General features: G+C 69.0%; 19 protein-coding genes. 9 read left to right on the top strand and 10 right to left on the bottom strand.

Going from position 1 to position 20,505, the window contains the following annotated elements:
• Nucleotides 1-9: 9 nt before the first annotated feature.
• On the top strand, nucleotides 10-996 hold the full coding sequence (locus AC1DMS_RS02405) for an NAD(P)H-dependent flavin oxidoreductase (protein WP_018904192.1): 987 nt from the start codon (nucleotides 10-12) through the stop codon (nucleotides 994-996).
• Between the two features lie 34 nt (nucleotides 997-1,030).
• Here the strand turns inward: AC1DMS_RS02405 and AC1DMS_RS02400 are convergent, their stop codons facing one another.
• Nucleotides 1,031-2,809 carry an acyl-CoA dehydrogenase C-terminal domain-containing protein gene (locus tag AC1DMS_RS02400; RefSeq protein WP_018904193.1) on the bottom strand — a complete coding sequence of 593 codons (1,779 nt, stop codon included), beginning with the start codon at nucleotides 2,807-2,809 and terminating at the stop codon, nucleotides 1,031-1,033.
• 16 nt (nucleotides 2,810-2,825) lie between these two features.
• Entirely contained in the window at nucleotides 2,826-4,010 is a 1,185-nt protein-coding gene (locus AC1DMS_RS02395) for an acetyl-CoA C-acyltransferase (protein WP_018904194.1), read from the bottom strand.
• A gap of 311 nt (nucleotides 4,011-4,321) precedes the next feature.
• On the opposite strand from AC1DMS_RS02395, the gene AC1DMS_RS02390 reads away from it, so the two are divergent.
• Nucleotides 4,322-4,912 (top strand): TetR/AcrR family transcriptional regulator, encoded by a 591-nt coding sequence (locus AC1DMS_RS02390; RefSeq protein ID WP_012748773.1) that lies wholly within the window; start codon nucleotides 4,322-4,324, stop codon nucleotides 4,910-4,912.
• Nucleotides 4,913-4,960: 48 nt separating this feature from the next.
• The gene (locus tag AC1DMS_RS02385; protein ID WP_018904195.1) at nucleotides 4,961-5,437 is read left to right on the top strand and encodes a MarR family winged helix-turn-helix transcriptional regulator; all 477 of its coding nucleotides are present in this window, start codon (nucleotides 4,961-4,963) and stop codon (nucleotides 5,435-5,437) included.
• A 9-nt stretch (nucleotides 5,438-5,446) separates the two neighbouring features.
• On the opposite strand, the gene AC1DMS_RS02380 is transcribed toward AC1DMS_RS02385, so the two are convergent.
• Nucleotides 5,447-6,916, bottom strand: coding sequence for an efflux transporter outer membrane subunit (locus AC1DMS_RS02380; RefSeq protein WP_018904196.1), 1,470 nt, complete (start codon nucleotides 6,914-6,916; stop codon nucleotides 5,447-5,449).
• A gap of 104 nt (nucleotides 6,917-7,020) precedes the next feature.
• Here AC1DMS_RS02380 and AC1DMS_RS02375 point away from each other — a divergent pair, with 104 nt between their 5' ends.
• From AC1DMS_RS02375 to AC1DMS_RS02350, 6 genes are all read left to right on the top strand, one after another.
• Nucleotides 7,021-7,638 (top strand): TetR/AcrR family transcriptional regulator, encoded by a 618-nt coding sequence (locus AC1DMS_RS02375; RefSeq protein WP_018904197.1) that lies wholly within the window; start codon nucleotides 7,021-7,023, stop codon nucleotides 7,636-7,638.
• Nucleotides 7,639-7,721: 83 nt separating this feature from the next.
• Complete coding sequence (locus tag AC1DMS_RS02370) at nucleotides 7,722-8,837, top strand: efflux RND transporter periplasmic adaptor subunit (protein ID WP_018904198.1); 1,116 nt, start codon at nucleotides 7,722-7,724, stop codon at nucleotides 8,835-8,837.
• Nucleotides 8,834-11,911, top strand: a complete 3,078-nt coding sequence (locus tag AC1DMS_RS02365; RefSeq protein WP_018904199.1) for an efflux RND transporter permease subunit — start codon at nucleotides 8,834-8,836, stop codon at nucleotides 11,909-11,911. Before AC1DMS_RS02370 ends, AC1DMS_RS02365 begins: the two co-directional genes overlap by 4 nt.
• A 41-nt stretch (nucleotides 11,912-11,952) precedes the next feature.
• On the top strand, nucleotides 11,953-12,765 hold the full coding sequence (locus AC1DMS_RS02360; protein WP_026283942.1) for an oxidoreductase: 813 nt from the start codon (nucleotides 11,953-11,955) through the stop codon (nucleotides 12,763-12,765).
• Nucleotides 12,766-12,799: 34 nt separating this feature from the next.
• Nucleotides 12,800-13,711 carry a LysR family transcriptional regulator gene (locus AC1DMS_RS02355; RefSeq protein ID WP_018904201.1) on the top strand — a complete coding sequence of 304 codons (912 nt, stop codon included), beginning with the start codon at nucleotides 12,800-12,802 and terminating at the stop codon, nucleotides 13,709-13,711.
• 56 nt (nucleotides 13,712-13,767) lie between these two features.
• Nucleotides 13,768-13,998: an antitoxin gene (locus tag AC1DMS_RS02350; RefSeq protein ID WP_015865429.1), complete on the top strand. Its 231-nt coding sequence runs from the start codon at nucleotides 13,768-13,770 to the stop codon at nucleotides 13,996-13,998.
• A gap of 87 nt (nucleotides 13,999-14,085) precedes the next feature.
• Here AC1DMS_RS02350 and acs read toward each other — a convergent pair whose 3' ends face one another.
• From acs to mdcC, 7 genes are all read right to left on the bottom strand, one after another.
• Entirely contained in the window at nucleotides 14,086-16,008 is a 1,923-nt protein-coding gene (gene acs / locus AC1DMS_RS02345) for an acetate--CoA ligase (RefSeq protein ID WP_478180641.1), read from the bottom strand.
• Nucleotides 16,009-16,104: 96 nt separating this feature from the next.
• Complete coding sequence (locus AC1DMS_RS02340; RefSeq protein ID WP_018904204.1) at nucleotides 16,105-17,013, bottom strand: acyltransferase domain-containing protein; 909 nt, start codon at nucleotides 17,011-17,013, stop codon at nucleotides 16,105-16,107.
• The gene (gene mdcB, locus AC1DMS_RS02335; RefSeq protein WP_018904205.1) at nucleotides 17,010-17,873 is read right to left on the bottom strand and encodes a triphosphoribosyl-dephospho-CoA synthase MdcB; all 864 of its coding nucleotides are present in this window, start codon (nucleotides 17,871-17,873) and stop codon (nucleotides 17,010-17,012) included. The genes AC1DMS_RS02340 and mdcB overlap by 4 nt, the downstream gene beginning before the upstream one ends.
• Nucleotides 17,870-18,562 carry a malonate decarboxylase holo-[acyl-carrier-protein] synthase gene (mdcG, locus tag AC1DMS_RS02330; RefSeq protein WP_369664590.1) on the bottom strand — a complete coding sequence of 231 codons (693 nt, stop codon included), beginning with the start codon at nucleotides 18,560-18,562 and terminating at the stop codon, nucleotides 17,870-17,872. The genes mdcB and mdcG overlap by 4 nt, the downstream gene beginning before the upstream one ends.
• 17 nt (nucleotides 18,563-18,579) lie before the next feature.
• Nucleotides 18,580-19,281 carry a biotin-independent malonate decarboxylase subunit gamma gene (gene mdcE / locus AC1DMS_RS02325; RefSeq protein ID WP_015865434.1) on the bottom strand — a complete coding sequence of 234 codons (702 nt, stop codon included), beginning with the start codon at nucleotides 19,279-19,281 and terminating at the stop codon, nucleotides 18,580-18,582.
• 14 nt (nucleotides 19,282-19,295) lie between these two features.
• On the bottom strand, nucleotides 19,296-20,174 hold the full coding sequence (locus AC1DMS_RS02320; protein ID WP_018904207.1) for a biotin-independent malonate decarboxylase subunit beta: 879 nt from the start codon (nucleotides 20,172-20,174) through the stop codon (nucleotides 19,296-19,298).
• Nucleotides 20,171-20,503: a malonate decarboxylase acyl carrier protein gene (mdcC, locus tag AC1DMS_RS02315; RefSeq protein WP_018904208.1), complete on the bottom strand. Its 333-nt coding sequence runs from the start codon at nucleotides 20,501-20,503 to the stop codon at nucleotides 20,171-20,173. The genes AC1DMS_RS02320 and mdcC overlap by 4 nt, the downstream gene beginning before the upstream one ends.
• Between the last annotated feature and the right edge of the window lie 2 nt (nucleotides 20,504-20,505).

Here is a 20,505-nt window from a genome sequence, read left to right as displayed (position 1 = left end):
AGAAGACACATGAAAACACGCATCACTGAACTCTTCGGCATCCGCCACCCGATCATCCAGGGGGGCATGCACTACGTCGGCTTTGCCGAGCTCGCCGCGGCCGTGTCCAACGCCGGCGGACTCGGGCTCATCACGGGCCTCACGCAGCGCACGCCCGAGCTGCTGGCCAAGGAGATCGCCCGCTGCCGAGAGATGACGGACCAGCCCTTCGGCGTGAACCTCACGTTCCTGCCGACCTTGTCCTCGCCGCCGTACCCCGAGTACATCGCGGCCATTGCCGAAGGCGGCGTTCGCATCGTCGAGACGGCAGGGCGCAGTCCCGAGGCCTACATGCCCGCGCTCAAGAAGGCGGGCATCAAGGTGATCCACAAGTGCACCTCGGTGCGGCACGCGCTGAAGGCCGAAGCGATCGGATGCGACGCCGTGAGCGTGGATGGTTTCGAGTGCGGCGGCCACCCGGGCGAGGACGACCTGCCCAACATGATCCTGCTGCCGCGCGCGGCCGAGGAGCTGAAGATCCCGTTCGTCGCCTCCGGCGGCATGGCCGATGCGCGCAGCCTGGTGGCGGCGCTGGCACTGGGCGCGGAAGGCATGAACATGGGCACGCGCTTCGTGGCCACGCAGGAAGCGCCGATCCACCAGAACGTGAAGGACGCCATCGTGGCGGCCACCGAGCTGGACACGCGGCTGGTGATGCGCGGCCTGCGCAACACGGAGCGCGTGCTGACCAATGCATCGGTCGAGCAGCTGATCCGGATCGAGAAGGAAAAGGGCGCCGATCTCAAGTTCGAGGACATCATCGACCAGGTCGCGGGCGTCTACCCGCGCGTGATGCTCGAAGGCGAGATGGATGCCGGCGCCTGGAGCTGCGGCATGGTGGTCGGCCTGATCAACGACATTCCGACGGTGCAGGAACTGATCGACCGCATCATGGAAGAGGCCGAGCAGCTGATCGTCCAGCGGCTCGCCGGTTTCCTGGAGCCTGCGCTGGCCTAGCCAGGCTCCGTGGCAGCGATGCGGTGGCGCTGCCCTAGAAAAGCTCGACGGCCGGCTCCATCAATGCGGATGACCCGGCCCGGATCTCCTGGCAGAGCCCCGCCGCCTGCGGTAGCAGCCGCTGGAAATAGAAGCGGGCCGTTGTAATCTTCGATGCATAGATCGGGTCGCTCGATCCAGCGTTCTTGAACCCCACCTCGGCCATGCGCGCCCAGGTCCACGCAAGCGCCAGGTGCCCGACCAGGCGCAGGTAGGGCGCAGCGGCCGCGCCTGCCGCATGCGGGTCCTGCGCCGACGCGGCCACCAGCTCGCCCGTGAGCTGCCTGATCTCGGCGGCCAGTTCGATGAGCGGCTGCGTGAATTCGCGCATCGCCTCGCGCGGGCTGCAGGTCTCGGCGAATGCGCCGGCCATGTCGAGGAAGGCGCCCATCTGCCGGCCCTGGTCGGCCAGCACCTTGCGCCCGAGCAGGTCCATGGCCTGCACGCCGTTCGTTCCCTCATAAAGGCCCACGATGCGCACGTCGCGCAGGTGCTGCTCGACGCCGTTCTCGCGGATGTAGCCGTGCCCGCCGAACACCTGCATCGCGAGCAGCGTGCATTCCACTGCGAGGTCGCTGGACAACGCCTTCACGAGTGGGGTCAGCAGGCCCAGCAGTTCGGCCGTCTCGTTGCGCCTGGCGGGGTCGGGATGAAGGCGCTGCAGATCGCTCAGCTGCGCGGTCCACAGCGCCAGGGCGCGCGCGCCCTCGATGTTCGCCTTCTGCGTGAGCAGCATGCGGCGCACGTCGGCGTGCCCGATGATCGGATCGGCCGCTTCGCCGGAGGGTCTTGCACCGCTCGCGCGGCCCTGCAGGCGCTCCTTCCCATAGGCCAGGGCCTTCTGGTAGGCCGCTTCCATCAGGCCGATGGCGATCATGCCGACCAGCACACGCATGTGGTTCATCTGCACGAACATGCCCGCGAGTCCCTTGTGGGGCGCGCCCAGCAGCCAGCCGGTCGCACCGTCGAAGTTGATGGTGCAGGTCGAGTTGCCGTGGATGCCCAGCTTGTGCTCGATGGAGCCGCAGACCACCGCATTGCGCGCGCCGGCCGCGCCGCTCGCGTCGGGGATGAACTTCGGCACGATGAAAAGAGAGATGCCCTTCACGCCCGGCGGCGCATCCGGCATGCGCGCGAGCACCAGGTGCATGATGTTCTCGGTCAGGTCCTGCTCGCCGCCCGAGATGAAGATCTTGCTGCCGGTGATGCGGTAGCTGCCGTCGGGCTGCGCCACGGCGCGGGTGCGCATCAGGCCCAGGTCGGTGCCCGCATTGGGCTCGGTCAGGCACATGGTGCCGGCCCACTCGCCCGAGGCGATCTTCGGCAGGTAGAGCGCCTTCTGCGCCTCCGATCCGTTGGCCGACACGTTCACGTAGGTGGCATGCGACATGCCCGGATAGGACGACCACGCCATGTTCGCGCCGCCGAACACTTCGTAGACCGCGTTGGCCACGACCGAAGGAAAGCCCTGGCCGCCGAACTCGGGGCTGCAGGCGAGCCCGGGCCAGCCGTTCTTGGTGAATTCGTCGTAGGCCTTCTTGAAGCCCGGCGGCGTCTGCACTACGCCCGGCGAGGGCATGCTGCAACCGTGCTCGTCCCCTGCTGCGTTGAGCGGCGCAATCACCTCGGCGGCGAACTGGCCGGCCGCGGCGAGCACCTGGTCGATGGTTTCGGCGTCGAGGTCGGGCTGGCCGCAGTCCTGCAGCATGGCCGGCACCTGGAGCAGTTCGTGCAAGACGAACTGGATGTCGCGCATCGGGATCTGGTAGGTCATGGTGCTGCTCCTTGCCTCAGGCCACTTCGAACAGGCCCGCGGCACCCATGCCGCCGCCGACGCACATCGTCACGACGACGAAGCGCGCGCCGCGCCGTTTGCCCTCGATGAGCGCATGTCCCACCAGCCGCGAGCCGGTCATGCCGTAGGGGTGGCCGATCGTGATGCCGCCGCCGTTGACGTTCAGCTTCTCGGGGTCGATGCCCAGCCGGTCGCGCGAATACAGCACCTGGCAGGCGAAAGCCTCGTTCAGTTCCCACAGGCCGATGTCGCTCACCTTGAGCCCGTGGGTCTTCAGCAGCTTGGGCACGGCCAGCACCGGGCCGATGCCCATCTCCTCGGGCGCGAGGCCGGCCACCGCGATGCCGCGGTACGTGCCCAGCGCCTTGAGCCCGCGGCGCTCGGCAACCGCGCGCTCCACCAGCACGCAGGCCGATGCGCCATCGGACAACTGGCTCGAGTTGCCGGCCGTGATGACACCGCCTTCGACGACCGGCTTGAGACTGGCAAGGCCTTCGAGCGTGGTGTCGGGGCGGTTGCCCTCGTCGCGGTCGAGCGTGACCTCGCGGTAGCTGATCGCGCCCGTCTGCTTGTCGGCCACGGCCATGCGCGCCGTGATCGGCACGATCTCGTCGTCGAACAGATGGCGCTCCTGCGCCAGCGCGGTGCGGCGCTGCGCTTCGGCCGAATACGCGTCCTGCGCCTCGCGCGAGATGCCGTACTTCTTCGCGACGATCTCGGCCGTGTGGAGCATCGGGATGTAGGCGTGCTGCACGCGCGCGATGAGCAGCGGATCGGCCTCTTCGCCCACCCACTTGACGAAGGGGTTCTGCACGGCGGAGATGTTCTCCTGCCCGCCGCCCATGGTCACATCCATGCCGTCGACGATGATCTGCTTGGCCGCCGTCGCGATGGCCATCAGGCCCGAGGCGCACTGCCGGTCCATCGTCTGGCCCGGCACCGACTGCGGCAGGCCCGCCGCGAGCGCCGCGAGGCGCCCGATGTTCATGCCCGCGGTGCCGGCGGCCATCGCGCTGCCGATCACCACGTCCTCCACCTCGCCGGGATCGATGCCCGCCCGCTGCACGGCGTGCTGGACCGCGTGGCCCATCAGCGTGGGCGACTTGATGTTGTTCAATGCGCCGCGAAACGCGCGGCCGATGCCCGTGCGTGCGGTGGAAACGATGACGGCTTCTCTCATGGTCAGACTCCAGGGGGTTGGCTAGGCAAGTTGTTGGCGCAGCGGCTCGCCGCGGTTGCGCGGTTCAGGTGCAGGGCGGGCGGGAGCTCCTCATCGCCATTGCCTCGTCCGCAGTCCTTTAAATAACGATCGTTTGTTAAACGATAGTGAACTATAGGTTTGCGCCCACGGCAGCGTCAACACGCTGGAGCGGGTTTGCAGCAGGGGGAAACCCTTGATGCGGAGTCCAGGTAGCGCAATGGAATCACGACCGTTTATCAAACGAGTGGCATGCTATGATGAACACCTCCACGATCTGCAGAGGCCCACTCATGCGCTATCCGTCCACCCACAAAGAGGAAACCCGCAAGAAGCTGCTCGCGAATGCCCGCGCCATCGCCAAGAAAGGCGGCTTCGGCACCACCGGCGTCGATGAATTGATGGCGAGCATCGGCCTGACCGGGGGCGCCTTCTATGGACACTTCCCGTCCAAGGAGGCGCTGTTCGCCGAACTGCTCGAACACGAGATCTCCAACAGCACCGACATGCTGGCCGGAGACCGCGACTCGCCGCCCGACCACGTCGCCAAGCGGCTGCGCAGCTACCTGAGCTCGTACCACGCGCTGCATCCGGAAACCGGCTGCGTGCTGCCGGCACTGGGACCCGAGATCGCCAGGGCCGGGCCCGAGGTGCGTGCCTCGGTCGAAGAAGGCCTGAAGCGCCTGCAGAAAAGCTGGAGCTCGCGCATCGGCGACCCCGACGCCGCATGGGCGCTGATTGCCCAGTGCGTGGGCGCGCTGGTGCTGTCCCGCGCGGTCGAATCCGAGCGCACGCGCAAGGAAATCCTGGCCTCGAGCCGGCGCTTCATCGACCAGACGCACGCGCTGGACGCGGCGCCCGCGAAGCCATCCAAGGCCTCCTGACGGCCGCAGCCGATGCTGCCCCGGCGCGCCACTGCAGCACCTGCGCTGATGCCAACGCTTCCCGCACCGCAGGCGCAGGCGGCCGATGCCGCCGGCCCCGAGCGGCCGGCCTGCACCTACACCACGGCGCATCAGCTCGCCCGCCTCGTCAGGCAGCACTACGACGCGGAACTGGGCGCCATCGGTCTCAGGGCCACGCAGTACCGGCTGCTGGTGGAAATCCTCGCACATGGGCCGGTGCGCCCCTGCGACCTGGCCGAGCGCATGTCGCTCTCTCCCTCGACGCTGACGCGCAATCTCAAGCCGCTGATCGCGGCGGGATGGGTCGATCTTGGGCCCGGGTTGGACGGACGCACCCGCAGTGTGTGCATCACCGCTGCGGGCCGCGGCAAGTGTGCCGAGGGCCGGCCTCGCTGGAGCCTGGCACAGGCCAAGGTGCACCGGTTGATCGGGAGCCGGCAGGTCGGTGCCTTGCATGCGCTCGTCGGCCAATGCTTGACGATCATGTCGGCGGCGGCCGAATGAACGCGGTGGTCAATCCCGACGCGGTTCGATGGCCGCCGCCCGGATGGGCTCGGCCTGCCAGCCGCCGCCCAGCGCCTTGAATGCACCGACCGCCGCGCGTGCCGATTCCGTCTGCGCCTGCGCCCTGGCATCGGCCACGCGCAGCATGCTCTCGTCGGCCTGCAGCACTTCGATCAGGCTGACCACGCCGCGCTGGTAGGCCGCGAACGACGCGCCCCGCGCACGGCCCAATGAGGCCTCACCCTGCGCGAGCAGCGCGGCCTGCTCTTCGCGCTTGACCAGGGCCGAGAAGGCGTTCTCCACGTCTTCGGTGGCACGCAGCGCGGCGAGCCGGTAGGCCGCGAGCAGCTCCGCGTCCTGCCCCTTGGCGAGCTCGATCTGCGCATCGATGCGCGCGAAGTCGAACAGCCGCCAGCGCAGCCCGAGCAGGGCCGCGGCCTGGCTCGCGCCGCCGGTGAACAGGTTGCCGCTGGCCACCGACGTGGCGCTGCCGATGGTTCCCGCGAGCGACAGCTTCGGGTAGTACTCGGCCACGGCCACGCCGATGCGTGCGTTCGATGCCGCCAGGCGCCGCTCGGCGGCGATCAGGTCGGGCCGGCGGCGCAGCAACTCGGCGGGCGAGCCGGTGGCGCCGATGCCGGGCGCAACGGGAATGGCCGCGGCCGCCGCCAGTTCGGCGCGGTGCGCGCCCGGCGCTGTGCCCAGCATCACGTCGAGCGCGTTCATGGCCGCGGACTCGCCGGCCTCGAGCGCCGGCACCGACGCCCGAACCTGCGCCAGTGCGCCCTCGGCCTGGTGCAGTTGGAGCTCGGTGGCCAGCCCCTTGCCGTGGAGCAGGCCGATCTTCGCGAGCAGGTCCTGCTGCGTGGCGACCTGCCGGCGCGCAATGTCCAGGCGGGCCTGCAGGCCGCGGAGCGTGATGTAGATGTCGGCGGTCTGCGCGGCCACGGCCAGGCGCGTGGCGGCCGCGCCGGCTTCCGAGGCCTGGTAGTCGGCCAGCGCGGCCTCGCGTCCCCGGCGCAGCCCGCCGAAGATGTCCAGCTCCCAGCTGGCGCCGAGGTTCGCTTCGTAGGCGCTACCGTAGCGGTCGAAACCCGGCTGCGCGTTCAGCACCTGGCCCAGCGGCGTTTCCACCGACTGGTAGGCCCTGGCCGCTTGCGCGCCCAGATTGCCCGAAGGCAGCAGCGCCGCATTCGCCGCACCGAGCCCGGCCCGGGCCTGCGACACGCGCGCGGCGGCCTGCGCAAGATCGAGGTTCTGCTTCAACGCCTGTTCGACATAGCCGGCCAGCTGCGCATCGCCGAAGCCGGTCCACCATGCCGCGAGCTCGGCGTTGGCGGTGGCCGATCGCTGGCCGAGCGCCGCCTCGCCCATGAAGCGGTCGGGCAGGGCCGGGGCCGGCCGGACATAGTCGGGCCCCACGGCGCAGCCTGCGAGGAGGCTGAACAGCAGGGGCAGGGCAAGCGTGCGTGGGGACATGGGAGTGCTCCGGGCGACGGGCGAAAAAAGCAAAAGAAGTGAGTGACTATAATTCAATTTGGTCACTTGTTGTTGTTTGTTTGTCCAGGCGCTAAGCTCCCGGCATGAACAACGCAACCTCTTCCCCGCCGGCCGCGCGGGGGCCGGCCGACCACGACGTGCGCGCGCAGATCGTCGTGGCGGCCACCGAGCACTTCAGCCAGTACGGCTACGAGAAGACCACGGTTTCCGACCTGGCCAAGGCCATCGGCTTCTCCAAGGCCTACATCTACAAGTTCTTCGAGTCCAAGCAGGCGATCGGCGAAATGATCTGCGCGAACTGCCTGCGCGAGATCCAGCTGGAGATCCGCGCCGCGGTCGACGGGGCCGGCAGCCCGCCCGAGAAGCTGCGCCGCATGTTCAAGGCCATCGTGGATTCGGGCCTTCGGCTGTTCTTCCAGGACCGCAAGCTCTACGAGATCGCCATCTCGGCCGCCAGCGAGCGCTGGCCGTCGGCCATCGCCCATGAAGAGTGCATCCGGCAGATGCTGCTCGAGCTGCTGAAGCAGGGGCGCGAGTCCGGCGACTTCGAGCGCAAGACGCCGATCGACGAGACGGCGGCGGCCATCTACCTGGTCATGCACCCCTACGTCAACCCCGTGATCCTGCAGCTCAGCTCCAGTTACACGGAGCAGGCGCCGGCCCAGCTGTCGGGCCTGGTGCTGCGCAGCTTGTCGCCTTAGCCGAATAAGTTCCCAGTGACTATTGACTAAATTGGTCACTGTTATCAGAATCGGGCTCTGATCGATTCGTCAATGGGCCCCTCATGCACACGCGCCGCTTCCTCACATCCGCCTTGGTCTGCGCCTTGCCGTTCGCGCTGGCCGCCTGCGACGACAAGGCCCCGCCCGATCCACGCACCCAGACGCCGCTGGTGCGCGCCGCCACGGTCCAGGCCGCCGGGCCGGCATCGCGCTCGTTCACCGGCACCGTCGCCGCGCGGGTCCAGAGCGACCTGGGCTTTCGCGTCTCCGGAAAAGTGCAGGAGCGCCTGGTCGACGCAGGTCAGGCGGTCAAGCGCGGGCAGCTGCTCATGCGCATCGACCCGGTCGACCTGAGGCTGGCGGCGCGTGCGCAGCAGGAGGCCGTGAGCGCCGCACGGGCGCGCGCGAAGCAGGCCGGCGACGAGGAAGCACGCTTTCGCGACCTGCGCGGCACCGGCGCGATTTCCGCCTCGGCGTACGACCAGGCCAAGGCGGCGGCGGATGCCGCGCAGGCCCAGCTCGCTGCGGCAGAAGCGCAATCGGAAGTCGCGCGCAATTCGAATCGCTATTCGGAACTCGTTGCCGACGCAGATGGCACGGTGCTCGAGACGCTGGCCGAGCCCGGCCAAGTCGTCAACGCCGGGCAGCCGGTGGTCCGCGTGGCGCAGGCCGGGCGCAGGGAGGCCGTGGTGCAGTTGCCCGAAACGCTGCGTCCGGCCGTCGGCTCCGGCGGGCAGGCCACGCTGTTCGGCAAGGAAGACGTTGCCGTGCCCGTCAAGCTCAGGCAGCTCTCCGATGCGGCCGACAGGCTCACGCGCACCTTCGAGGCGCGCTACGTGCTCGAAGGCGCGCTCGCCAATGCGCCGCTGGGCGCCACGGTGACCGTCGACATCTCGGACGGCAAGCCGGCCCGTGCAGGAGGCGTGCAGGTGCCCATCAGCGCCTTGTTCGATACAGGCAAGGCGACGGGCGTGTGGGTCATCGGCGGCGATCCGTCGACGGTGCGCTGGCAGCCGGTGGCCGTCGAGCGCCTGGATGGCGAGCGCGCGCTGGTGGCCGGGCAGCTCAAGCAGGGCGACCAGGTGGTCGCGCTGGGCGCGCACCTGCTGCGCGAAGGCGAGAAGGTGCGTGTCGCGGCCTCGGCCGCGCCCGCCGCGGCGGGCGGAGCGCGCCCATGAGCGAAGGCCGCTTCAACCTGTCGGCGCTGGCGGTACGCGAGCGATCCATCACGCTGTTTCTCATCGGCCTGATCTCGCTCGCGGGGCTGGTCGCGTTCTTCAAGCTCGGCCGCGCGGAAGACCCGGCCTTCACGATCAAGGTGATGACCATCATCACGGCCTGGCCGGGCGCCACCGCGCAGGAGATGCAGGACCAGGTGGCCGAGAAGCTCGAGAAGCGCCTGCAGGAGCTGCGCTACTACGACCGCGCCGAAACCTACACGCGGCCCGGCCTCGCGTTCACCACGCTGACGTTGCAGGACAGCACGCCGCCCTCCAAGGTCCAGGAAGAGTTCTACCAGGCGCGCAAGAAGGTCGGCGACGAAGCGGGCAGCCTGCCGGCCGGCGTGATCGGGCCGATGATCAACGACGAGTATGCGGACGTCACCTTCGCGCTGTTCGCGCTCAAGGCCAAGGGAGAAGCGCAGCGCGTGCTGGTGCGCGACGCCGAGGCGCTGCGCCAGCGCCTCTTGCATGTGCCGGGCGTGAAGAAGGTCAACATCGCGGGCGAGCAGTCGGAGCGCATCTACGTCGAGTTCGCGCACGACCGGCTGGCCACCCTGGGCATCGGGCCGCAGGACGTGTTCGCCGCGCTCAACGGCCAGAACGCGCTGAGCCCGGCCGGCTCTGTGGAAACCCGCGGCCCGCAGGTGTTCATCCGGCTGGACGGCGCATTCGACACGCTGCAGAAGATCCGCGACACGCCCCTGGTTGCGCAGGGCCGCACCCTGAAGCTGTCGGACGTGGCCACGGTCAGGCGCGGCTACGAAGACCCGGCCACCTTCATGATCCGCAACGGCGGCGAGCCTGCCTTGCTGATCGGCGTCGTGATGCGCGAGGGCTGGAACGGGCTCGACCTGGGCAAGGCGCTGGAGGTGGAAGCTCAAGCCATCAACGCCGAGCTGCCGCTGGGCCTCCGCCTCACCAAGGTCACGGACCAGTCGGTGAACATCAGCGCGTCGGTCGACGAGTTCATGGTCAAGTTCTTTGCGGCGCTGCTGGTCGTGATGCTCGTGAGCTTCCTCAGCATGGGCTGGCGTGCGGGCCTCGTGGTGGCCGCCGCGGTGCCGCTGACGCTGGCCGTGGTCTTCGTGGTGATGGCCGCGACCGGCAAGAACTTCGACCGCATCACGCTCGGCTCGCTGATCCTCGCGCTCGGCCTCCTGGTGGACGACGCCATCATCGCCATCGAGATGATGGTGGTGAAGATCGAGGAGGGCTACAGCCATGTGGCCGCGTCCGCCTACGCCTGGAGCCACACGGCGGCGCCGATGCTCTCGGGCACGCTGGTCACTGCCGTCGGCTTCATGCCCAACGGCTTTGCGCCGTCGACCGCGGGCGAGTACACGAGCAACATGTTCTGGATCGTCGGCATTGCGCTGATCGCGTCCTGGGTGGTCGCGGTGGTGTTCACGCCTTACCTGGGCGTCAAGCTGCTGCCGAACTTCAAGAAGATCGAAGGCGGCCATGCCGCGATCTACGGCACGCCGCGCTACAACCGGCTGCGCGGCGTGCTGGCGCGCGTCATCGCGCGCAAGTGGCTGGTGGCGGGCGCGGTCGTCGGGCTCTTCGTGGCGGCCATCCTCGGCATGGGCGTGGTCAAGAAGCAGTTCTTCCCGATCTCCGACCGTCCCGAGGTGCTGGTCGAAGTGCAGATGCCCTACGGCAGTTCGATCACGCAGACCAGCGATGCCACGGCCAAGGTCGAGACCTGGCTGTCCACGCAGCCCGAGGCGCAGATCGTCACGTCGTACATCGGGCAGGGCGCGCCCCGCTTCTTTTTCGCGATGGGGCCGGAACTGCCCGACCCCTCGTTCGCCAAGATCGTGGTGCGCACGGCCAGCCAGGAGGAGCGCGAGGCACTGAAGCACCGCCTGCGCCAGGCTATTGCCGATGGCCTCGCGTCCGAGGCGCGGGTGCGCGTGACGCAGCTGGTGTTCGGGCCGTACTCGCCGTTCCCCGTGGCCTACCGCGTCAGCGGACCCGATGCGAACGAGCTGCGCCGGATCGCGGCCGAGGTGCGGCAGGTGATGGATGCCAGCCCGATGATGCGCACCGTCAGCACCGACTGGGGCACCCGCACGCCCACGCTGCACTTCACCCTGAAGCAGGACCGCCTGCAGGCCGTCGGGCTGAGCTCCAGCGCGGTGGCGCAGCAACTGCAGTTCCTCCTGAGCGGCGCGCCGGTGACCACCGTGCGCGAGGACATCCGCACCGTGCAGGTGGTGGCCCGTTCGGCCGGCAGCACCCGGCTCGATCCCGCCAAGCTCGCGGACTTCACGCTCGCCGGTGCCGGCGGCCAGCGCATTCCGCTGTCGCAGGTCGGCGAGGTCGAGGTGCGCATGGAAGAACCCGTGATGCGGCGGCGCGACCGCATGCCCACGATCACGGTGCAGGGCGACATCGCCGAGGGGCTGCAGCCGCCCGACGTATCGAACGCGATCACCGCGAAGCTGCAACCCCTGGTGCAGAAGCTGCCGGCCGGCTACCGCATCGCCGAGGCCGGCTCGATCGAGGAATCGGAAAAGGCAACCGCAGCGATGCTGCCGCTCTTCCCCATCATGCTGGCGGCCACGCTGCTCATCATCATCTTCCAGGTGCGCTCGATCTCGGCGATGGTCATGGTGTTCCTCACGAGCCCGCTCGGGCTGATCGGCGTGGTGCCGACCTTGCTGCTGTTCCAGCAGCCCTTCGGCATCAATGCGCTCGTGGGGCTCATCGCGCTGTCGGGCATCCTGATGCGCAACACGCTGATCCTGCTCGGGCAGATCCACCACAACCAGCAGGAGGGGCTCGATCCCTTCCATGCGGTGGTCGAGGCGACCGTGCAGCGTGCGCGGCCCGTGATCCTGACGGCGCTGGCGGCGATCCTCGCGTTCATTCCGCTGACGCACTCGGTGTTCTGGGGCGCGCTGGCGTACACGCTGATCGGCGGCACTTTCGCGGGGACGATCCTCACGCTGGTGTTCCTGCCGGCGATGTATTCGATCTGGTTCAGGATCAAACCCGGCAACGCCGACCAGCCCGCGCATTGACGCGCCGCATCACCATTCATCAAGAGATCGAAGGAATTGCCATGTCGAGTTCATCAGTCGTTGTCGTGACGGGCGGATCCTCGGGCATCGGACGCGCCGCTGCAGAAATGTTCGTGGCGCGCGGCTGCCGCGTGTTCGGCACAGCGCGCGACCTGCGCAGGGCACCCGCGCTGCCCGGCGTCGAGTTCGTCGAGATGGACGTCCGCGAGGAAGGCTCGGTCCAGGCGGCCATCGACTCCATCATCGAGCAGGCCATGCGCATCGACGTGCTGGTCAACAACGCGGGAATGATGATGATCGGCGCGGTCGAGGAAACCGCGACGGCCGAGGCCGCGGAGCTGTTCGACACCAACGTCTTCGGCCTGCTGCGCGTGACGCGCGCGGTGCTGCCGTACATGCGTGAGAAACGCCGCGGGCGGATCGTCAACGTCAGCTCCGTGCTCGGCGTGCTCCCGGCCCCGTACATGGGCCTGTATGCGGCCACCAAGCATGCGGTGGAAGGGCTGTCGGAGTCGCTGGACCACGAGGTGCGCCAGTTCGGCATTCGCGCGACCTTGGTGCAGCCGGCCTTCACCCGGACCAACCTCGATGCCAACGCCCCGCGCACCAAGGCGCGGATCGCAGGCTATGACCGCGAACGCGACCTGGTGGCGCTCTCCGTGGCCGACAGCGTGGGCAGTGCGCCCGAGCCGCACGGCGTGGCGGGCACCATCGTCGAGGCGGCGCTCGGCCCCTGGCGCATGCGCTGCACGCCGCCGGGGGAGGCGTCCTTGCTGACGAAGCTGCGCCGCTTCATGCCCGCGGGACCGGTGGACGCGAGCCTCAGGAAAAAGCTCGGGCTCGGTTCCTCCTGAACGCTCGCCCCGTCCGGCAACGAAGGAGAACATCATGGACAGCCTGGATCTCCTGCGCACCTTCAGCGAGGTGGCCTCTTCCGGAAGCTTCTCCCGCACCGCCAAGCACCTGGCGCTGTCGCGGGGAACCGTCAGCAAATACATCGCGGCCCTCGAGCACCGCTTCGGCGTGCGGCTGCTGAACCGGACCAATCGCGCCGTCAGCCTCACGGACGCAGGCCTCCTGCTGCTCGACAGGAGCAGGCCGATACTGGAACTGGCCGATGTGACGCGCGCCGAGCTGCAGGACCGCGCGCGCGTCCCGAGCGGGCGCCTGCGCGTCTCGGCACCGCACGGCATGGACCTCACGCAGCTGCCGGCGCTGATCAACGACTTCCTCGGCCACTACCCCGAGGTCAGCATCAGCCTCGTGCTCTCGAACCGCCTGGTCGACCTCACCGAAGAGGGCGTCGACATCGCACTTCGCTTCGCCCCCTCGGCCAACGAGAACCTGATCGTTCGGAAACTGATGCCGATGGCGCTCAGCGTCTGCGCCGCGCCCATGTACTGGCGCAAGCACGGCGTGCCCACCCACCCGGACGAGCTTGCGCACCACGCCGCGTTGATCAGCACCCAACTGAATCCGCTGCCGAAGTGGCGCTTCGAGGCCGACCGCCAGCCGATCGAGGTGGCGGTCCGCGGCCGGCTGGACGCCACGGAAGCCAGCCCGCTGATCCAGGCGGCACTGCTGGGCGCAGGCGTCGTCTACCTGCCGTCGGTGATGCTCGATCCCTACATCGAGAGCGGGCGGCTGGTGCCCGTGCTGTCGGAGTTCGTCCGCAGCGACATGTGGCTCTCGGCCGTCTATCTGCAGCGCCGGCACAGCACGGCGGTGCAGCGCGCGTTCCTGGATTTTCTGGCGGTGCGGCTCAAGCCTGCGGGCAAGGAGGGCAGGGCAGCCGGTTGACGGATCCATCTTCGATGCATATACATTTTGTACATACGCAGCATCAGGAGGCTCCGGTGATCTACGCCCGTGTTTTCAAATCCGGCAACAGCCAGGCAGTGCGCTTGCCGAAGGAGTTTCGATTGACCTCCGAGCAGGTGGAGATCTTTCGCCAAGGCAACGACATTGTTTTGCGTGAGCGGCCCGCGAGCGCAACCGCGATCTTCGATGCGCTCGCCGGAATGCCTCCCGGCTTCATGGCCGGTGGCCGCACCGATAGCGCGCCCCAGGAGCGGGAGTCGTTCTGAATGGCCATCGGCGATCTGCTCGACTCAATATCTGCATCTACATCGCCAAAACATAAACCGGATGTGATGCTCCAATGCATCGCCCCCTCAGTTCCGCTCCGACAGCTGCGCCAGGATGGCCGGGTTCTCCAGCGTCGACGTGTCCTGCGTGATCGGCTCATCCTTGGCCACCGAGCGCAGCAGGCGGCGCATGATCTTGCCGCTGCGCGTCTTGGGCAGGTTGTCGCCAAAGCGGATGTCCTTGGGCTTGGCGATCGGACCGATCTCTTTTGCGACCCAGTTGCGCAGCTCGTTCGCGATCTTCTTCGCTTCGTCTCCCGTGGGGCGCSCGCGCTTGAGCACSACGAAGGCGCASAYCGCCTCGCCCGTSRYGTCGTCGGGSCGSCCSACCACCGCGGCCTCGGCCACSAGSKCGGTSCWCGACACCAGCGCCGATTCGATCTCCATCGTGCCCAKGCGRTGSCCCGAGACRTTSAGCACGTCGTCGATGCGGCCGGTGATCGTGAAATAGCCGGTCTTCGCATCGCGGATGGCGCCGTCGCCCGCGAGGTAGAAGCCCTTGAGTTCCGGCGGGTAGTAGCTGGCCTTGAAGCGCTCCGGGTCGCCCCAGATGGTGCGGATCATGCTCGGCCAGGGCTTCTTCACCACGAGGATGCCGCCTTGGCCGTTCGGCACGTCGGCGCCGGTCTCGTCGACGATGGCCGCCGCGATGCCGGGGAAGGGCAGGGTGCAGGAACCCGGCACCAGCGGCGTGGCGCCAGGCAGCGGCGTGATCATGTGGCCGCCGGTCTCCGTCTGCCAGAAAGTGTCGACGATCGGACAGCGGCCGCCGCCGACGTGCTGGTGGAACCACTCCCAGGCCGCCGGATTGATCGGCTCGCCGACCGAGCCCAGGATGCGCAGGCTCGACAGGTCGTAGCGCCTGGGATGCACTTCTGGGTTACCTTCGGCCGCCTTGATCAACGAGCGGATGGCCGTGGGCGCGGTGTAGAACACGCTCACCTTGTGGTCCTGGATCATCTTCCAGAAGCGGCCCGCGTCGGGATAGGTGGGGACGCCCTCGAACACCACTTCGGTGGCGCCCAGCGCGAGCGGACCGTAGGCGATGTAGGTATGGCCCGTGACCCAGCCGATGTCGGCGGTGCACCAGAACACGTCGGCGGGCTTCAGGTCGAAGGTCCACTTCGTCGTCAGCGCGGCATGCAGCAGGTAGCCGCCGCTGGAATGCTGCACGCCCTTGGGCTTGCCGGTCGAGCCGGAGGTGTAGAGCACGAAGAGCGGATGCTCGGCGCCCACCCATTCGGGCTCGCAGGTCTCGGGCTGGCCTTGCGTCTCTTCATGCAGCCAGCGGTCGCGCGAGGGCACCCAGCCGATCGGCCCGCCGGTGCGGCGGTAGACGACGACGTTCTTCACGCTCTCGCAGCCGCCCAGCGCGATGGCTTCGTCGACGATGGCCTTGAGCGGCAGCGGCTTGCCGCCGCGCACCTGTTCGTCGGCGGTGACGACCATCACGGCGCCGGCATCCTGGATGCGGTCGCGCAGGCTCTGCGCCGAGAAGCCGCCGAACACCACCGAATGCGTGGCGCCGATGCGCGCGCAGGCCTGCATCGCGACCACGCCTTCGATGCTCATCGACATGTAGATGACGACGCGGTCGCCCTTCTTCACGCCGCGCGCCTTCAGCGCATTGGCCATGCGGCAGGTGCGCGCGAGCAGCTCGCGGTAGCTGGCCCGCGTGACCTGTCCGTCGTCGGCCTCGAAGATGATCGCGGTCTTGTCGCCCAGGCCGCGCTCGACCTGGCGATCGAGGCAGTTCCAGGACACGTTCAGCGTGCCGTCCTCGAACCACTTGAAGAAGGGCGCCTGGCTGTCGTCGAGCCCCCGGGTGAACGGCGTTTTCCAGCCCAGGAACTCGCGCGCGAGCCGCGACCAGTAGCCGCTGTGGTCGGCCTCTGCCTCGGCCACCAGTTTTTCATAGGCGTCCATGCCGTACACATGGGCGTCCTTCATGTCCGGGGCTGGAATGAGAGGGCTTGCTGCTTCGTTGCTGCTCACGATGGGTCTCCTGATGGTTTGATGCGAGGCGTCGCGGATCTGGTGGCTGTTTCACGGGTCCGCATGGCTGTTCAGCCAGGCTGCAACCGCTGCAGCGCTGCGGAAGTCGTCGCAGGCGCGCGCGGGAACGCCGGGGTAGCGCTGGTTCCACATGCGCGCGAGCGCCTGGCCCGGCCCCACTTCCAGCACGCAGCGCACCTGCCGCGCCATGATGTTTTCAATGCATTCGTCCCAGCGAACCGTCTGGGCGATCTGGGCAGCCAATGCCGTGCGGGCAGACCGTGCATCGCGGATGCGGTCCCCCGCATTGCTGAACAGCACGGCGCGGGGCGCCTGAAACGGCACCTGCGCCAGCACCAGTGAAAAGCTCTCCGCCGCTTCGCGCATCCAGCGCGTATGGGACGCGACGTTGACCCGCAGGCGTGTGCACTGCGCACCGGCTGCGATTGCCATGCGCTCGGCATCGTTCAATGCCGCGATCGGACCGCCGAGGACCACGCTGGCGCTGCCGTTGCGAATCGCGAGTTCGAGCCCCGCATCGATGCGCAACTGCTCCCACTTCTGCTCGGGCAAACCGCTCACGGCCAGCAGGCCGCCGGGCGCGCGTGCGGCGCAGCGGTCCATCGCCGCGGCCCGCTGCGGCGCGAGTGCTGCGGCCGCGCCCGCGTCGATCACGCCGGCCGCGCTGAAGGCAGCGAGTTCGCCGACGCTGTAGCCGGCGACCGCGGCGGGCGGCGAAACCATGGGCGCAAGCTGTGCCCAGGCCGCGAGGGCAAGGCCGGTCAGCAGCGTCTGCGCGTTGTCGTTGCGTTCGGCCCAGTGCGGATCCGCGAGGGCACGGCGCCAGTCGTCGACGCCGAGTTGCGCGCACATGTCATGCACAAGTGCGTCGTCCGCGAGCCATGGCAGCATCGCGGGATGCTGGTTGCCCTGCCCGGAGAAAAGCAGTGCGAAGCTCATGAGCCTGGGCACACGCGCTGGAGCCAGCACGCGGCGGCCAGCGTATCTGCCGCGCCGCCGGGCGACAGGCGGCGCCGCACGAAATCGTCTGCAATGGCTTGCGCCTCTTGCAACCCTTCGGGCCGTGCGATCCCGCCCCGATCGAGAAAGCCCTGCGCCGCGCGTTGGGCGCCGCGCAGGCCGGCCAGGCCGCCGCGGTGCGCAAGATTGCTGTCGTCCAGCACCGCAATGATGTGGAACAAGGTATCGAGCCGCGCCAGGCGGGGCGCGAGGCCGCGGGCCAATGCCTTTCTCAGCGCAGGAAGCGCCGTCTCGAACAGCACCGGAAACGCCAGCGCCGCCTCTTCGGATGCGCTGCGCAGGCCATGGCGCCGTGCCGCGATGCCGCCCGGCAGCACGGGCGCGCGCTGGCTGCGCCCGGCCAGTGCCTCGCCCCAGTGCCGGCGCAGCGCATCGCGCAGTGCCGCCGGATCCCATGCACTGCCATGCGCCCGCAACGCGGCACCGGCCGCGGCGCACAGCAGGCCGAGCATGAAGATCGCGCCCCGGTGCGTGTTGACGCCGCCGGTGGCGGCCAGCATGCGCGCCTCCGCCGCAATGCCGTGGCGCTCGAGCACTGCGAAATCCGCGCCTGCGGCGCCGGCCTCGGCGATCCGGACGAAGTAGCGGCGCAGCGAGAACAGGCTGCGCATGAAGGTGTGTGCGTCCATGTCGTCGTGGCTGCCGCAGTCGATCAAGGTGACCAGGCCGGGCTTGGGCGACAGCGACAGTTCGTCGTAGAGCGCAAGCGTGGCCGCGCGTCCGATCGCCGCCGGTGCCAGGCGCGAATCCGGTGACGGCAAGCGCGCGAAGTTCCTCATGCGGCGATCTCCATCGGCTCCGTGTGGCCACACCAGGCGGCATCGCGATGCAGGTGCACGCCGTCGAGCCGCTTGGCCATCACGGCCCGCGCACGCCCGCCGCGCCATTCGGCCCATTCACGCCAGGCCACCGCTGCGCCGTCGCCGAACATGAGCTCGCCGTCCAGCCGGAGCTGCGGTGCCTCGAACAAGCCGAGCGCGCGCGCCACGGCATCCGCATGGATCGCTCCTTCGACCGCGATCGACAGGTCCAGATCGGAGCCCGCGCGCACATGGTCGAGACCGCTGATCGCCTGCCAGCCGTAGCTGCCGAACACGCGTGCCGCCGCGTGGCATTGGCTGAGCCTGCCGAGCAGTTCGCGCAGCACATCCCATGCTGGCGGCGGCAGCAGGTCCTGCACGTCGGCGAGCCGCGGGAACTCGCCGAGGCCATCCACCGCGGCGCGCGGCACCTGCAGCACAAGCCGGCGCCGGCCCCAGCACGCAGGCGCGGGCAAACCCAGCGCGATCCATCCATCGGCGCCGGCATGGGCCGGCTGGCGCGTCACGACCAGCGGCAATCGATGCAAGGCCCAATGCGCGAGGCAGCCGCGCGCCTGTTCGTCCCAGGGCCGGCCCAGCACGGCGGCCCACCCGCTCCGGGTGAGCCAGGCGAGTTGGTGGCGATGCAGCGAAACCATGGCGGTCATCCGAACTCAGCCCGCGTTCAGGCAGCGTCCAGCACGCGCTGCACGACCGCGGCGGCGAGCCGGCGTCCACCGCGTTCGGCGCCGTCGCGTGCGCGCCTGTCTTCTGTCGGCGTGTGGGCCAGCGCATCGCGCAGGCGGGTTTGCAGGTCGCCGGTCCACAGCGCACGCACGCCGCCCATCGCCACATAGTTCTGCACGCCGGGCGCGAACACCGGGTTGGATTTCGACAGCTCGGTGAGCCGGTCCTCCGGCAGCTTGGTCACGCGCGCCATCGCGGGAATGCGCATCACACGGATCTCGGCCTCCGGCAGCGCGTAGCAGGCGTCGGCGATCAGCCCCGAGGTGATGAAGCCGCCCGACAGCGCCTGGTCGTACACCAGGCCGATCACGCGATGGCCGCGGCGCCGCGCCAGGTCGATGCTCGCGCCCAGGTGCGCCATCGCGCGATTGATGCCGAGCAGTTCGTCGCGCCGGCGCAGTTGCTGGCCCTGCGTGTCGATCAACAGCAGGATCGGACGGCCCGGATGCTGCCTGACGGTGTCGAGCACCGCGCGCGCCTGCGCCAGCGCGAGCCGCACGCCGATCGGCGCGTGGTTCGTGGTGCCGATCACCGTGAGCGGCTCGCGTTCGAAGATCACTTCGCCCTGCAGAAAATCGCCATCCGCACGCAGGCCGTGGAAGGAGCCGAAGAGCTGGGTGACCAGGGAATTCCATTGCATCTGATGCTCCTTGCTCACAGGGTGCGCAGCGCGCGCACCGCTTCCACCGGAAGGTCCGGGACGTTTTCCGCGCCGGCAATGCCGAGCGCGCGCCAGAGCAGCGTCGCTTCGTCGCCGCCGGCGTCGCCGTCCGGCAGCGCATGCAGGCGCTGCGTGAGCAGGCTGTGCTCCTGCTCCAGCGCCGCCTGGGTCAGCGGCTGCTGCCGTTCGAGCGCCGCGATGGCGGCTGCGCGGAATTCCGCGACGTCGTCCTCGACCAGCGCATCGCAATCGCCGGTCAGCCAGCGGTGCTTGCCACCGGTCGTGCGCCAGACCAGCGCCCGGTCGCGCGAGTCGAATTCATCCACGCCGTGGGAGGCCTCGATCACTTCCGGGCCCGACATCGCGAGCCGCCCGACATCGCTCATCACGATGTGGTCGGCGCAGCGCGCCACGATGCCCATGCCGCCGAAGCAACCGTTGGCGCCGCCGATCAGCACGATGACCGGTATGCCCGCGGCGCGCACGTCGAGCACGGCGCGCATCACTTCCGACACCGCGATGAGGCCGGCGTTGGCCTCGTGCAACCGCACGCCGCCCGATTCGGCCAGCAGCAGCACCGCGGCCGGCCGGTCGCGCAGCGCGCGCTGCAGCAGGCCGACCAGCTTGGCGCCGTGCACCTCGCCCACGCCGCCGCCCATGAACGCGCCTTCCTGCGCAGCCGCGAAGACCTCGCGGCCACCCAGCATCGCGCGGCCGATCGCCACGCCGTCATCGAAGGCCGAGGGCACGCCAAGCTGCGCGAGGTGCGGGCTCATGACCCGCTCGCTCGGCGGCAGCCATTCGTGAAAACTGCCGGCGTCGAGCAGCAGCGCCAGCCGCTCGCGCGCCGAGCATTCGGCATAGCTGATCATGGCCGGCCTCCGTCGATCTCGGCCACCGCCTGATCCAGGCGCAGGCTCACCACGGCGGGCGTGGCACCCATGTCGTTGATCGAGATGCGCACACCGGCCAGCGGATGGCGCGCGTGGAAGTCGTTCATCACGGCCTGCCAGATCGGCCCGAAACCGCGCGCCGAGGTTTCGACGCGCACCGCGCAGCCATCGCCGCCGGCGGGCTCGAGCATGACCTCGAGGTTGCCCGAGCCGACCACGCCGACCAGCACCGGCGCAAAGGCGCCGGCCGGCCGGCCGCCGGAGAAAGAAAAGTCCAGGGTTTCGAGCCCTGCGGGAACGTCGCTCATCG

The organism is Variovorax sp. 05T418 (genome assembly GCF_056396385.1).
This window is presented reverse-complemented; position numbering and strand designations above follow the sequence as displayed.

Excerpts from the sequence above, each read along its gene's own strand:
- AC1DMS_RS02365 (WP_018904199.1), top strand. The coding sequence starts at position 8,834 with ATGAGCGAAGGCCGCTTCAACCTGTCGGCGCTGGCGGTACGCGAGCGA.
- AC1DMS_RS02400 (WP_018904193.1), bottom strand. The coding sequence starts at position 2,809 with ATGACCTACCAGATCCCGATGCGCGACATCCAGTTCGTCTTGCACGAA.
- mdcB (WP_018904205.1), bottom strand. The coding sequence starts at position 17,873 with ATGAGGAACTTCGCGCGCTTGCCGTCACCGGATTCGCGCCTGGCACCG.
- AC1DMS_RS02375 (WP_018904197.1), top strand. The coding sequence starts at position 7,021 with ATGAACAACGCAACCTCTTCCCCGCCGGCCGCGCGGGGGCCGGCCGAC.
- AC1DMS_RS02395 (WP_018904194.1), bottom strand. The coding sequence starts at position 4,010 with ATGAGAGAAGCCGTCATCGTTTCCACCGCACGCACGGGCATCGGCCGC.
- AC1DMS_RS02360 (WP_026283942.1), top strand. The coding sequence starts at position 11,953 with ATGTCGAGTTCATCAGTCGTTGTCGTGACGGGCGGATCCTCGGGCATC.
- AC1DMS_RS02355 (WP_018904201.1), top strand. The coding sequence starts at position 12,800 with ATGGACAGCCTGGATCTCCTGCGCACCTTCAGCGAGGTGGCCTCTTCC.
- AC1DMS_RS02370 (WP_018904198.1), top strand. The coding sequence starts at position 7,722 with ATGCACACGCGCCGCTTCCTCACATCCGCCTTGGTCTGCGCCTTGCCG.
- mdcG (WP_369664590.1), bottom strand. The coding sequence starts at position 18,562 with ATGACCGCCATGGTTTCGCTGCATCGCCACCAACTCGCCTGGCTCACC.
- AC1DMS_RS02380 (WP_018904196.1), bottom strand. The coding sequence starts at position 6,916 with ATGTCCCCACGCACGCTTGCCCTGCCCCTGCTGTTCAGCCTCCTCGCA.
- mdcC (WP_018904208.1), bottom strand. The coding sequence starts at position 20,503 with ATGAGCGACGTTCCCGCAGGGCTCGAAACCCTGGACTTTTCTTTCTCC.
- AC1DMS_RS02385 (WP_018904195.1), top strand. The coding sequence starts at position 4,961 with ATGCCAACGCTTCCCGCACCGCAGGCGCAGGCGGCCGATGCCGCCGGC.
- mdcE (WP_015865434.1), bottom strand. The coding sequence starts at position 19,281 with ATGCAATGGAATTCCCTGGTCACCCAGCTCTTCGGCTCCTTCCACGGC.
- AC1DMS_RS02320 (WP_018904207.1), bottom strand. The coding sequence starts at position 20,174 with ATGATCAGCTATGCCGAATGCTCGGCGCGCGAGCGGCTGGCGCTGCTG.
- AC1DMS_RS02405 (WP_018904192.1), top strand. The coding sequence starts at position 10 with ATGAAAACACGCATCACTGAACTCTTCGGCATCCGCCACCCGATCATC.
- AC1DMS_RS02340 (WP_018904204.1), bottom strand. The coding sequence starts at position 17,013 with ATGAGCTTCGCACTGCTTTTCTCCGGGCAGGGCAACCAGCATCCCGCG.
- AC1DMS_RS02390 (WP_012748773.1), top strand. The coding sequence starts at position 4,322 with ATGCGCTATCCGTCCACCCACAAAGAGGAAACCCGCAAGAAGCTGCTC.